Source organism: Corynebacterium kozikiae (assembly GCF_024580965.1).
GTDB lineage: Bacteria > Actinomycetota > Actinomycetes > Mycobacteriales > Mycobacteriaceae > Corynebacterium > Corynebacterium kozikiae.
Genome location: NZ_JANIKJ010000030.1, coordinates 1 through 12,953 on the forward strand (window position 1 = coordinate 1; position 12,953 = coordinate 12,953).

Sequence of the window (12,953 nt, forward strand, 5' to 3'; positions counted from 1 at the left end):
CGTCTGCACTCGTCGATCGGTGACGTTCCCCCGATCGAATACGAGCAGGACTACGAGGAATTCAACACCACCCGAAAAGCCCAGTAAGGCTTTTACCTGTAGTCTCCGAAAAACTCAGGCCGATTCACATAAGCTTTGGGAGATCGCTAAGGCGCTTCACTCAAAGGACTACAAGTTCGTTGATCTCACACACACATTTGAGCCGGGGCAGCCAAAGTTTGCGGCGTTGCCTGATCAAAATAATGAGACTGTGTTCACGGTAAAAAATGATGGTTTTTCCGTAACTAAGTATTCGTTCCCTGGCCAGTGGGGTACACACGTTGATCCGCCGGTGCACTTTGTTGAGAACGCTAGAACCTTAGATCAGTTGCCTGTGGAGGAGATGATTCTTCCGCTGGTAGTTATCAACATCGTGGATGAGGTCGCAGCTAATCCAAACTATGCCGTTACCGTGGATGACCTCATCCGCTGGGAAGAACGCAATGGTCAGATTCCTGCTCACAGTTTTGTTGCGCTGAGGTCAGATTGGTCGAAGCGATGGGAAGAAAATGACATGTACGGCAAGGATTCCCACGGCCACTGCAACTGCCCCGGCTGGTCCCAAGAGACGCTCGAGTTCTTGCTGAACGAGCGGGGAATAACCGCGATTGGTCACGAGACAACTGATACGGATCCGGGCCCGTGGATCGACAAAGGCGAGCTGGCCTGTGAGCTGTATTGGCTTCAGCAGGACCGCTGGCAAATTGAATTAATGACAAATCTGGATCAACTTCCGGAAGCCGGCGGCCTGATTGTGGCTACGTGGCCGAAACCAGCGGCGGGGGATGGTTTCCCTGCACGCGCATTCGCGGTGGTGCCGGCCCTGTAAGCATTTTTACTCAAGGCCTATACACCTCGTTTAGGCATAGCGCAGGGCATGGCAATCAGCCAAGCAGAGGTCAATGAGATCGAGACTAGAGGCAGATAAACAGCCCCCTACCGCCTTCCGACGCCCCCAGCACCGCACGCGTCCCAGACCCAGCGGGGCGAGGGGTGGCACAAGGGTACGCACCTCAGTATGCGAATGAATTGCCCGTCGTGTGAATTTTGCTGTCTGGGCCGGTGTACTCGGCATAGAATCGGGCACCCTTTCGCGCAATTTTGCCGAAACCTCGACGGGTGCGCGTTCATGCTGGCATGTGTTCCTCAAATTGTTTCAGGGAACTAGAGCATCTTCCCTATTCTTTCCCTGATATGGATGTGTTCATGTCCCTTAAGCCACTTGTGCCACAGTGATACCACCCCGCCAACCAGAAGAAATACAACAAAACCCCCGGTCAATCATGACCAGGGGAAATGTGTTCCGTTGCTTAGACGTTCATTTTGATACAAGGCTCTGGGTGGGTGCATTGAGCGGCTAGGTGGGTGCAAAAGTCGCGAGGGTGGGTGCAATACCAGGCATCGCTGAGGCACTCGACCTCGGGGCCGAATATCCCTTTCGGGATTATTTATTGAACGCTTCGGTTACAACGTGCTCGAAAAGTCGCACAGTTTCGCGCAATGGTGGATACAGCGAATCGGCATGTATACCCTCGTCATTGCGCAGAATATCCCTCAGTCCGCGTTTGAGTTCATGCGGCACCCTTATGGAGTAACCAATCGCTGTCCAGTTGTTGAACTTGACATTGGAAAGATCAGACAACCGTTTCTTTTCGGCACCAAATCGTATCGCGAGTGAAGTAATCTGGCGAACCTCTTGAGTGTCTAAGGCCGAGCCAATATTTCCATATTTTTCGGCTCCACAGGAACACATTTTCTCACTACAATCACTGCACTTGCTTGTGTAAAGCAAGGCCTTTCCCTTGAGCGAAGGTACACCTCCGACAAGGAAGAATCCTTGCTGCGAAATCATTCTTGGGTCGGAAAAAGGTAGCAAAATTGGCCAGGTTCCACTTAGCCAGCTGTATCGCTCATCAGTGCCACCGCCTTCAGGGAAAGCTTTTTTATAGTCCTGCCAAATGGGTTCTAGGGATTGTTGATTTTCGCTTTTCGCTTTAGGAAATTGTAGCCATCTTTTGGGATCAATCTTCACAAGAAAGATCCGACCATCGCTACTGTCGTCGCTTTCACAAGCAAAATATAGAGCGACCTTCCAATCTGACGTCACGTCGATGAGCCGTGTCGGAGATCCGTGATGTTGCAGTAAAGTCAGAGTTTCAAGTGCTGTAAGCCCACGTCCTATTCCAATTGCCTTTGATTGTTTCAGCAAATCACGCTCGGCTTCGACCATAGCCTGCTCGTAGCCCTTTGGTGTGCTGACTTGGAATCCATCATTTACAGCATCGAGCAACCGACGATAGAGCGTTGAGGTGAATGCGAAACTAGCATCTTTCTGACCGCGAAATAGCCACACACCAGGATTGCCGTCAGACGGGATGGAATTGGGATTCACCGATTCCGGGAGACCCATGCTTTCGTGTCGATATGTTGGTAGATTTCCGACGGCTTCCTTTACTGCGTCAAACCAGCCCCTCGCGCTAACATCATCAACACCGTTGCGATCCGTCACAGAGAGTTCTCGTTCCGAGAAGAACTTTTCGACAAGTAACATCCAGAAGCCAGCTTTGCTTGACTACAGCCATAACTAATTATCAATCCTGATAGTACTCTTCGACTCTCCAGGAAACCAACTCAGGGAATTGGATAGATCATGGCTCCTCCGATACTCCCCACCCCTTGAATACTATTTGAATATTCGTATTCATCACGCGCGCGTGATCGACGAGGGTGTTCCAGGCTTGGTCGGAGTATTCGAGGGGCGGCTGGGTGGCGAGGTAGTCGCGGACTTTGATGGCTTGGGCTCGGCAGTGTCGCAGGTCGTCGATCTGGCAGGTGATGTGTTGGTGCTCGGCTTCGAGTTGGTGGTGTCGGTTTTCGAGCTCGTGGCAGCGGCGGTCGTAGTCGTCTGGGTCGTGGACGGTGGATGCTGCGGTGGTGATGAGTTGGTTCATCAACGTGATGGTTTCTTCGATCCGCTCCCCCAACTCAGCCTGCTGGGTTTCGAGCTCGCGGGTGTTGTAGACCGTTTCGTCGAGAAGGAGCATGGTGTCATCGAGCACGTCGTTGCTGGTGACCCTTTCGGTCAGGGCTGCGACGAACGCGTTCTTGATCTGGTCTTCGGTGACGTGGGGCGTGGCGCAGCTGCGGCCGGATGGTGGTGGTGATCTCGCCGGTGACGATGATGCGCCTGCCGGTGGCCATGACCTCAACGGCCACGCGTGCCGTCGGGTCGCGGGTGAGGATGTCATCAAGGATGTGCTCTGCGATCAGATCGCACAGCTTGTCAGGGTGGCCGATACACACAGATTCAGCACTTCGCACTACCAACACGCGGAGGCTCCTTTCACAAGGGAGAACAACAACAAGAAGGCCCGCCCGGGTGCCGGGCAGGCCAGAAAAACAGGGATTGCGGGGCGTTAGGAGGAGGCTTTGAGTAGCTGCTCCATGACCTCATCGCCTGGAGTGGTGCCGGAGTAGTCGGTGGTGCAGGTGGCGCGCACGATGCCGAAGATCTCGTACCAGTACACGTTGGCCTGCTTGCCGAACGACTGCGACATGGCCACGAACGGGCTGGCGATCGCAGCGCCCGTGGTGGGGTGTTTACCGAGCAGACCGAACTTGGAAATCGCCTGCTCGCACTGGATGTATCGGGCGAACGCCTGCGCATACTGCTCAATTAAGCGTTTGGAGACGAACTCGGTGCAGCCGCGTTCGTCCAGCCAGTTCCAGGTCTCCCGGTAGACCAGGTCCGCGCCCAGTGGTTGGCCGTCGCGCTGCTCGGCCGAGAGGTAGTCGCCGGGTTCTGGCATCGACTCACCAGCCAACACAGCACCATCACCAATATCAGTGCCATCCAGATCGAACACATCGAACTCGGCCGGTGCGGTGAGCCGGGAGGCGGGGCGACCGGCAGCGAGCTTGTCGTTGAGCGCCTCGGGTTTCGCGCCCGCGCGGACCCTGCGTCCGCCCCTGTTGGTGCCGTCTTTGGCCATGGTGCTACCTCCTTTCCGAGGGCGTCGTGCCCTGGTGTGGAGGGCGTGAAGGGGTCAATACCCTGTTTGATTCCAAGATTTTGCGCAGGGTTGGCCCCGCCCGCTGACCTATCCGAGCGTCGTAGAGATCGAGAAGCCCCAACCCCTTTCGCTACAATTGGACAAAACACGTCGTCGGCAACGAAAAGGATCAACAATGGGCAAATGGCTCCATCAAGCGCAAGAAATCGAGCGGCTGCGCCGCGAAAACCAACGCCTCGTGGCAACCCTCGCTCAGTTGAAAGCCCGTCTCGGTGATGAAGCAGACGACGTCGATCCTTACTGAGTATCAGCTGAGGAGAAGCGCCTTGCCCTCTCGGGTCAGAAGGTCGCCGCTATCAAGGCATACCGCAAGCGAACCGGTACCGACCTTGTGACCGCTAAGAAAGCCATCGACTCCGTGGCCTAATACGTGTAGACGCGTGGAGTTTGCCTCCAGCGGTCAGGAAGATCGAGCCGAAAGCGCTCGCAAATGTCCCGGCCGGTTCAATCTTCCGCCAGCTTGGGATTCGGGAAAACACGAGCGAGGACCTCTTGTTCTAGGAAACGTATATCACGAGACGAACGAAGCGACGCTCATAAATGTGAATTCGGCACCCTAAACCCCTCCCTAACCCCATACTTTTTGACGGAGCCCCTAAACAATTTGACGATGCCCGATACTTTTTGACGGAGCCTCATACATTTTGACGCCCTCGGGGTCGCGACGCCCCGAGCTACCGCCTGAAGCCCAGATTCACCAGCCGGACTAGCCTCATCTATCGCCCGCTACGCCCACCCAGCACCCAGCCACTCCCCAGAAATCCAGCCCTGACAAGCCAAAACGCCACACAGCCGGGCAAAACAAGAGGACGCCCACTTTGTATCAAAATGAGCGTCCTAATGGTGGAGCTAACGGGATTCGAACCCGTGACCCCCACACTGCCAGTGTGGTGCGCTACCAGCTGCGCCATAGCCCCGCACACAAAAGCCGCGAAACAAGTTTCGCGCTTGCATACTTGGGTCATTTTACTTGCCGTACAGACTTCCACCAAAACGGCAGGTCAACAGCAAAACGGTCCCCAAATCAGACCCCAAACAGCCCAACAAAAAACAGCCCAACAAAAACGGCCCCAGGCTCACCCTCAAAGGAGCAAGCCCAAGGCCTGAGAGACCCTTCACTCAAAGTGTCAGTGGGTCACAAACTCACTACGCGGTTGCGGCGGCAACCCAGGAGTTGATGTCACCCTGGAATTCGGTGCCGTCGATGAACACGCGCGGGGAGGAGACGGTACCGGTCTCGGTGCTGAGTTTGTCGGCGTTGCCGGTGGCTACTTCGCGGAAGTCGCCGATCAGTTCGCCGTTGCGGATGGACTCCACAGTGGTGTCGTCGGCACCCATTTGCGCCGCAACGTCTGCGAGATCGTTGTTATCCCACTGACCGTAGGCGTCGTCCTGGTCCTCCAAGAGCACGGTGCGCAGGTTCCAATAAGCCTCGGCATTGCCGGAACGTGCCACTGCGAGGGCAGCGGCGCCAGCCTTGGTGGAGTGGCCCTCCACGGTGGTGCGGTCGTCGCCGCGGTCCAGGAAGTTCAGGGGGTGGACGTTCACCACAATCGAGCCGTCCTCGATGGCGGCCTTCATGTCGGCGTCGGTGGCCACAGCAAGCGCTGCGCAGTGAGGGCAGGAGTAGTCCTCGTAGAGGTCCACGGTCTTTGCGTCGGCGGATGCGTTCGCGGAGGCCAGGGTGATGGTATCGCCCTCTGCGGTTGCGGTGAAGCCCACGGCCTCACGCTCGCGGCTGGCGTACTCCTCCGCCACAGACTTGCTGCCCTGCATCACAATGAAGCCAACCACGGCGGCCACGATCACCAGGAGCGCAATGACTGCCCACAGGAAGCCGTTGGACTTTTGGTTTGGATTTTGAATCTTGCTCATTGATTGTTCAATTCTCTCTATGGGGAAGAATGTGGGAACGTGCCTCACCCGCAGGGGCAAGGCTTCCCGACGTCACCAGCTCTACAAGTGTACCCGCTGGTACTCAGTGGAGCTGTTAGGGGTAAATGGCAAACTTCTTGAACGGCCGGAAGGCGGTCCACAGCGATAGGAAGATGTAGACCAGGTCCCTGAGGATCGTCTTGAGGTAGTTCATGCCCAAGGTGGTGGGGTCGGCTGGGCCAAAGCAGCCGCAGTCGATGGCAAGCCCGCGGGCCCACGCCTGCGCGATACCCACGATGAACAGGGTAATCACTATGGTGGAAAGCCAGCCAGACTTGCGGAGGAACACACCCAACAGCAGAAGAATGCCGCCGGCGATTTCCAGCGGCGCGATTACGGTGGCGATCCACTGGGCCCAGGTGGGGCTGAAGATGTCGTAGCCCTCAACGGACTGGACCACTTCCACGCGGCTCCCCAGTTTGGAGACGCCCGCGCGGATCCAGATGTAGGCCATGTAGAAACGCGCTACCGCACTGATGATGTCCAAAATGAGGGTCCTATTGACCCTCCCTCTCAGCTTGCCCGCCTCCGGGCTGGCTGCTTCATTGGTTGAAAGTGTGCTCACGCCCTCACACCTTAATGGAGGAAACCAGCACTGAAAACTGCAGATACTGAAACGGAGCGCATTTTATGCCGATCTGATGGCAAAAAAGTTGGAGCGCCGCATCCATCGGGCGCCCCAACGTTTCTCAATCAAAGGTTGGATACTAGCTCTGAGCTTGCAGAACGCTGCTCACGAGCTCCTGGGCTTCCTTCTGCACCTGCGCTAGGTGATCTTCCCCACGGAAAGACTCGGCGTAGATCTTGTATTTATCTTCAGTACCGGAAGGACGTGCCGCGAACCACGCATTTTCAGTAGCCACCTTGAGTCCGCCAATCGCCGCACCGTTGCCAGGTGCCGCGACGAGCTTTGCCACGATGGGCTCGCCGGCCAACTCAGTGGCGGTGACCTGCTCCGGGGCAAGCTTCTTCAAAATGGCTTTCTGCTCGCGGTTGGCCTCAGCGTCGGTGCGCGCGTAGGCGGGCGCCCCGTACTGTTCGGCCAGTTCGGCGTAGCGCTGCGAAGGCGTCTTGCCGGTCACGGCGGTGATTTCAGAAGCCAGGAGGTCGAGGATGATGCCGTCTTTGTCTGTGGACCACACGGTGCCGTCGTGACGCAAGAACGACGCACCTGCGGATTCCTCGCCACCGAAGCCCACCGAGCCATCCACCAGCCCCGGCACGAACCACTTGAAGCCCACTGGCACCTCCACCAACTTGCGGCCGAGGGCGTCGACGACGCGGTCGATCATTGAGGAGCTCACCAGCGTCTTCCCCACGGCGGTCTCGAGGCCCCAGCCGGGGCGGTTGGCAAAGAGGTAGTCGATGGCCACGGCCAGGTAGTGGTTGGGGTTCATGAGGCCGGCGTCTGGGGTGACGATGCCGTGGCGGTCGGCGTCGGCGTCATTACCGGTGGCGATGTCAAACTTCGTGCGGTTGTGCACCAGCGACGCCATAGAGTTCGGGCTGGAGCAGTCCATGCGGATCTTGCCGTCGGTGTCCAAGGTCATGAAGCGCCAGGTGGCGTCCACCAGAGGGTTCACCACGGTGAGGTTGAGGCCGTAGCGCTCCCCGATCGCGCCCCAGTAGTCCACGGAGGCGCCGCCCATTGGGTCCGCGCCGATGGAGAGCCCCGAGGCCTTAATGGCATCCAGGTTCACCACGTTTGGCAGGTCGGCCACGTAGTTGTCCAGGAAGTCGAAGGTGCCGGCACGAGGGTCCAGCACGCCATTCACGCTGGTGCGCTTCACGTCCTTCAGGCCAGCGCGCAGGTGCTCGTTGGCGCGGGCTGCGATCCAGTCGGTGGCGTCGGTATCCGCAGGGCCACCGTTTGGCGGGTTGTACTTAAAGCCGCCGTCACGAGGTGGGTTGTGGGATGGGGTGATCACGATGCCGTCGGCAAGCGCGGCCGGCTTGGAGGCGTTGTGGCTCAGGATGGCGTGGGAAACCGCAGGTGTTGGGGTGTAGCGCCCCCGCGAGTCCACCAGCACCTCCACATTGTGTGCAAGCAGCACCTCCATCGCGGAAATCTGCGCGGGCTCGGAAAGGGCATGCGGGTCGCGGCCAATGTACACCGGCCCCGTGATGCCCTGCGCCTGGCGGTACTCCACAATCGCCTGCGTGGTGGCCAGAATGTGGTGCTCATTAAACGCAGTGTCCAACGAGGAACCGCGGTGCCCGGAGGTGCCAAACGCAACCTGCTGATCCGGGTTCTCCGGGTCGGGTGTGCGGGTGTAATACGCGGTCACAAGCTCCGCGATATCAATAAGATCCTCGGGAAGTGCCGGCTGACCTGCGCGGGGATGTGCCATGAAAACTCCTTTGTGGGACAACTTTCTCGGAAGCGCAAACGCTTATCCCCAATCATTGCGCGTTTCCCGCATTTTTGCAGCCGAACGTGACCGGTTTCCCTTTCCCGCCCGAGCGCTACAGTAAACCCATGAACCTTCTTCTCGTGGCGCTCGGCTCCGGACTCGGCGCCGCCACCCGCTCCCTCATGCCAGGCCCCTTGCTTGTGCTCAACCTCATCGGTTGCCTTGCTTTTGGCATGCTGAAGCCTTCCGCGTTCTGGCGCACGGGTTTCCTGGGAGGGTTCACCAGCTTTTCCGGCTACATCATGCTTGCCGACGCCCACAGCGCCACCTCCTCCTGGGGCGGACTGGGGGAACACCTGCTGCTTCCGGCGCTGGGGTGCGTAGTGGCGGTGTTCATCGGAACTGCTCTCCGCAAAGCGGGGCAACGATGGCTGGTCTAGACACCGTGATCTGGGTTTTTGCGGGTGGCGCGATTGGGGGCGCCGCGCGCTATCTGCTCAGTAAACTCCCGTTTGGCACGCTGATTGCCAACACCGCCGCCTGCTGGCTGCTTGGGCAGGTGATGAGGACCGGAACTGGAACTGACTCCACCCAATATTTACTGCTGGGCGCTGGACTCGCAGGGGCGCTTTCCACCTGGTCCACGCTGGCCGGTGAGCTCCAAGCAAAAATTGCCGGCGGTAAGTGGCTGCGGGCCAGCGGGTATCTCCTGGCCCAGGTGGTGTGTGGGTTAGTGGCGTTCGGGGCTTAACGGCCGCCACCGCATACCAAAAGGGCAGCGAGTGCAACTTCCACTCACTGCCCTTGTGTTGTGCTAATCCGCGATTGCGTCCAGCGGCGGCGTCTTTGCGGCTCGGCGCGCGGGCCACAGTGCGGCCAGCACACCCACCACGCCGGAGCCGACGAGCAGCCACACGATTTCGGTGTATGGAACCGAGATGCTGTCCAGGCCAGAGCCGGAGAGCGCCTTGAGGAAGGCCCAGCCGAGGCCCAGGCCAACCACCACGCCGAGGACCGCGCCGTACAGGGCGATCTGGAGGGATTCCACCACGATCATGCGTCGGATCTGGTTGCGCTGCGTACCCACGGCGCGCAGCATACCGATCTCCTGGCGACGCTCGATCACGTTCAGCGCCAGGGTGTTGATGATGCCAAGCACTGCAACCACCACGGCCAAGCCGAGGAGGCCGTAGATGACGTTCATCATTTGGCTCACCATGCTTGCCTGCTCACCCGCGTATTCCTCCGATGACTGCACGCGCACCACCAGGAAGTCGGCTACGTCCGCTTTGAGGTTGTCGCCGAGCTGCTGCTGGGAAACCGAGCCGTCGCCGGTAACCAGCGCGCCCATCGCCATTGAGTCCACCTGAGTGTCGGCGAAGGTGGACGTGGAGACGTCGAAAGTGCCCAGAATCGGACTTTCCGTATACGTGCCAATGATCTCTACCGTGCCGATCTCGGCGCCGGTGGAGTCGAGGATTGCGATGGAATCGCCGAGTGCCCAACCCTGCTGCTCAACATAAGTCTTTGCGGCGATCATAGTGTTTGGCTGGCTGAGGTCCGCGGAGCCCTCCAGGCCTTCGATGTTGACTGCCTGGGATACGTCGCCGTTAAGCGTTGGGATGCCCGCGCCGAAGTAGGACTGGCCGCCCTCCAGTGTGACGCCGGTGACCATGCCCATTGACACGACGTTGCCCACACCCTCGGTTTCGGCAATCACGTTTGCTGCCTCAGAGGGGAACTGGATGGAGCTTGCCGCCGGGCCGGACACCAAGTAGTCGGCGCGAAGTTCGGAGCTCACCATGTCCTTAATGGAGTTGCTCATGGTCGCGGAAAGCATGCCGATTGCAGACACCAACGCCACACCCAGAGTAAGTGCGAAAGCGGTGGTTGCGGTCCTGCGTGGGTTGCGCCGGGAGTTCGTTGCGGCGAGCTTGCCCACTTGGCCAAACGGCGCGCCGACCACACGGCCGATCGCACCCACTACCGGGATGGAAATCGCCGGCGACGCCAAGAACACGCCGACGATCAGCAGGAACGCACCCACGCCGACGATGATCGCGCGGGTCTTCACCTCGCCGTCCGAGTTCAGCGCGCCGAGTAGCGCCAGTCCAACGCCGGCGAGGATGCCCAGTGTGCCAACGATGGTGCGCAGCTTCAGGGAGGACTCTGAGGCGGTTTCGGTGGAACGCATTGCCTCTACTGGCCGCACGGCACCGGCTTTGCGTGCGGGTGCCCAGGCGGAAACCACCGTGACCAACACGCCCAGCACGAACGGCACGAGTACACTGTTCACGCTCAGGCCAAGCTCCATGCTCGGCAGGTCCATGCCGAAGGCCTTCATCACCGCTTGGATACCGAGCACCAGGCCCATGCCGCCGAGGATGCCGATCGCTGAGCCAATCATGCCCACAATCACCGCTTCAAACACCACGGACTTCGTGAGCTGCGGCCGCGACACACCCAGCGCACGCAGCAGCGCAAACTCACGCAGGCGCTGTGCCACGATCATGGAGAAGGTGTTGGCGATGATGAACGTGCCCACCAGCAATGCGATCAACCCGAACGCCACCAGGAAGTAGTTCACAAAGCTCAGCGCGGACTTCATGGCCTCGGTGGCTTGCTCAGCGAGGGTTTCACCAGTTTCCACATTGAAATCTGGGTACACGCCGCGCAGGTGCTCCACGAGGGCCTGAGGGTCTTCCCCGGTGCCGGCAACGGTGAGGCTACCGACGAGACCATCCGGCACATAGCGCTCAAGGTACGCCTGCTCCGCCATGGCCATGTTGATGCTTGGGTGGCTAGCGCCCTCTACGGCATAAAGACCGCTGACGGTAACGTTACGCTGCCCGAGGCTATCCACCACGATAAGGCTCTGCCCCACCGTGATGTTGTATTCCTTGGCCGCGGCCTCGTTCACCACAACTTGGTCCGCACCCGCGGGAGCCTCGCCCTCCACGAGGGTTTCGCCGCTCACCACGGCATCATCCGGGTTGTACCACACGCTCACCATGGGGCTGGCCGCACCAGTTTGGAACGGCTGGCGATCTTCCGTGGCCACCACCACGGTCTGCGAACCGTTGAGGTTTACTTTGCCAACTTGAGAATCCTCACGCAGTGTGTTGAGGGTATCTACCGTCACGGGGGCGGTGTTGCCATTGACTACCGCGTCTACGGAGGCCATTTGGGAACTGACGGCGGAATCGAAGGTATCACCGAGAGCCTTGGTGAACATCATCGACCCGGACACGAACGCGGTACCCAGAACCACCGCGAGAACGGTGAGCAGCAGGCGTACCTTGTGCGAGGCCACGGAACGCCAGGAGACACGGTACATGGCCTTTGAACTTGATTGAGTGTCTACTGAGTGCGATGCCATTTAGTGCACATCCTCGATGTGAGCCATGGTGCTCAGAATTTCCTCCGCGCTTGGGTTACGCAATTCCTGCACAATGCGGCCATCCGCCAGGAAGATCACGCGGTCTGCGTAGGAGGCTGCGCGGGGGTCGTGGGTCACGATCACCACGGTTTGGCCGTCTTGGTCCACGGCGGTGCGCAGGATGCTCAGCACTTCTGCGGAGGAGTTGGAGTCCAGGTTGCCGGTGGGTTCGTCGCCGAAGATGATGTCTGGGCGAGCCACGAGGGCACGGGCACAGGCGACGCGCTGCTGCTGACCGCCGGAAAGCTCAGCGGGGCGGTGCCCGAGGCGGTGGGCAAGGCCGAGGCGCTCGGTGACTTCGTTGAACCAGGCCTTGTCTACCTTCTTGCCTGCAATGTCAATTGGCAGGGTGATATTTTCAGCCGCAGTCAGGGTTGGCACCAGGTTGAAGGACTGGAAGATGAAGCCCAGGCGGTCTCGGCGAAGGGCCGTCATTTCCTTGTCTCGGAGTTGGGAGAGGTTGACGTCGCCGATGTAGGTTGCGCCGGAGGAAGCGGTGTCGAGGCCAGCCATGCAGTGCATGAGTGTGGACTTGCCGGAGCCGGAGGGGCCCATGATCGCGGTGAATTCGTTGGCAATGAACTCAACGTCAATGTTGTTAATTGCGGTTACAGCGGTTTCACCTTGGCCGTACACTTTTGTGAGGGCTTGAGCATGCGCGGCTGCGCGCTGCTGCGGATTGGTCATGATTATTAGTTCTCCGTATCTCAGGCGCGTCCGTGGTTCTTTGGGGCGCGTCTTGTGCAATTTACGCATGCTGAGCATGCAACATTGTCTATTCAACACGTTTGAGGCCCAGCTTGCCATCAGGGTTTGCCCGGATTTACGCATGGGAGGGCCTTTAGGGGTCTTGAGGGCCTGTGATCCTGGGGGATAAACTACGGCCCCGTATTGGCTGTCCGTTTCCCATTACCCTGTTTTTGGGTATGTAAAAAGAAATGATGCGGGGTGCCTGTTGGGGCGCCCCGCATCATCACTTGTTTTGAAGTTTTAGGTCGGCGGTGACTTACTCTCCCACACCCTCCCGGGTGCAGTACCATCAGCGCTGTCGGGCTTAGCTTCCGGGTTCGGAATGGGACCGGGCGTGACCCCGACGCTATAACCACCGACACA

General features: G+C 59.0%; 13 protein-coding genes, 1 tRNA gene and 1 rRNA gene. 4 read left to right on the forward strand and 11 right to left on the reverse strand.

The annotated features are described in order from the left end of the window. Positions 1–19: 19 nt before the first annotated feature. Complete coding sequence (locus NQ018_RS10840; RefSeq protein ID WP_373566947.1) at positions 20–868, forward strand: cyclase family protein; 849 nt, start codon at positions 20–22, stop codon at positions 866–868. A 615-nt stretch (positions 869–1,483) separates the two neighbouring features. Here the strand turns inward: NQ018_RS10840 and NQ018_RS10845 are convergent. From NQ018_RS10845 to NQ018_RS10860, 4 genes are all read right to left on the reverse strand, one after another. Next, complete coding sequence (locus NQ018_RS10845; protein WP_257060938.1) at positions 1,484–2,548, reverse strand: FRG domain-containing protein; 1,065 nt, start codon at positions 2,546–2,548, stop codon at positions 1,484–1,486. Positions 2,549–2,687: 139 nt separating this feature from the next. Beyond that, positions 2,688–3,098, reverse strand: coding sequence for a hypothetical protein (locus NQ018_RS10850; protein WP_257060939.1), 411 nt, complete (start codon positions 3,096–3,098; stop codon positions 2,688–2,690). Next, positions 3,088–3,369 (reverse strand): S-adenosylmethionine synthetase N-terminal domain-containing protein, encoded by a 282-nt coding sequence (locus tag NQ018_RS10855; RefSeq protein ID WP_257060940.1) that lies wholly within the window; start codon positions 3,367–3,369, stop codon positions 3,088–3,090. The genes NQ018_RS10850 and NQ018_RS10855 overlap by 11 nt, the downstream gene beginning before the upstream one ends. 86 nt (positions 3,370–3,455) lie before the next feature. Continuing rightward, complete coding sequence (locus NQ018_RS10860) at positions 3,456–4,031, reverse strand: P27 family phage terminase small subunit (RefSeq protein WP_257060942.1); 576 nt, start codon at positions 4,029–4,031, stop codon at positions 3,456–3,458. A gap of 196 nt (positions 4,032–4,227) precedes the next feature. Between NQ018_RS10860 and NQ018_RS10865 the strand changes: the two genes are divergently transcribed. Beyond that, positions 4,228–4,356 carry a hypothetical protein gene (locus tag NQ018_RS10865; protein WP_257060943.1) on the forward strand — a complete coding sequence of 43 codons (129 nt, stop codon included), beginning with the start codon at positions 4,228–4,230 and terminating at the stop codon, positions 4,354–4,356. 597 nt (positions 4,357–4,953) lie between these two features. On the opposite strand, the gene NQ018_RS10870 is transcribed toward NQ018_RS10865, so the two are convergent. From NQ018_RS10870 to pgm, 4 genes are all read right to left on the reverse strand, one after another. Further along, positions 4,954–5,029 (reverse strand) — tRNA-Ala (locus tag NQ018_RS10870). Between the two features lie 229 nt (positions 5,030–5,258). Then, positions 5,259–5,987, reverse strand: coding sequence for a DsbA family protein (locus NQ018_RS10875; protein ID WP_257060945.1), 729 nt, complete (start codon positions 5,985–5,987; stop codon positions 5,259–5,261). A gap of 115 nt (positions 5,988–6,102) precedes the next feature. Then, positions 6,103–6,564, reverse strand: coding sequence for a DoxX family protein (locus NQ018_RS10880; RefSeq protein ID WP_257054106.1), 462 nt, complete (start codon positions 6,562–6,564; stop codon positions 6,103–6,105). A gap of 190 nt (positions 6,565–6,754) precedes the next feature. After that, on the reverse strand, positions 6,755–8,398 hold the full coding sequence (pgm, locus tag NQ018_RS10885) for a phosphoglucomutase (alpha-D-glucose-1,6-bisphosphate-dependent) (RefSeq protein ID WP_257060946.1): 1,644 nt from the start codon (positions 8,396–8,398) through the stop codon (positions 6,755–6,757). A gap of 128 nt (positions 8,399–8,526) precedes the next feature. Here pgm and NQ018_RS10890 point away from each other — a divergent pair, with 128 nt between their 5' ends. Further along, positions 8,527–8,841 carry a CrcB family protein gene (locus NQ018_RS10890; protein WP_257060947.1) on the forward strand — a complete coding sequence of 105 codons (315 nt, stop codon included), beginning with the start codon at positions 8,527–8,529 and terminating at the stop codon, positions 8,839–8,841. Further along, complete coding sequence (locus tag NQ018_RS10895) at positions 8,829–9,152, forward strand: CrcB family protein (protein ID WP_257060948.1); 324 nt, start codon at positions 8,829–8,831, stop codon at positions 9,150–9,152. Before NQ018_RS10890 ends, NQ018_RS10895 begins: the two co-directional genes overlap by 13 nt. Positions 9,153–9,215: 63 nt before the next feature. On the opposite strand, the gene NQ018_RS10900 is transcribed toward NQ018_RS10895, so the two are convergent. From NQ018_RS10900 to rrf, 3 genes are all read right to left on the reverse strand, one after another. After that, positions 9,216–11,780, reverse strand: a complete 2,565-nt coding sequence (locus NQ018_RS10900; protein ID WP_373566946.1) for an ABC transporter permease — start codon at positions 11,778–11,780, stop codon at positions 9,216–9,218. Beyond that, on the reverse strand, positions 11,781–12,527 hold the full coding sequence (locus NQ018_RS10905) for an ABC transporter ATP-binding protein (RefSeq protein WP_257060949.1): 747 nt from the start codon (positions 12,525–12,527) through the stop codon (positions 11,781–11,783). A gap of 306 nt (positions 12,528–12,833) precedes the next feature. Next, positions 12,834–12,950, reverse strand: a 5S ribosomal RNA gene (gene rrf, locus NQ018_RS10910). Between the last annotated feature and the right edge of the window lie 3 nt (positions 12,951–12,953).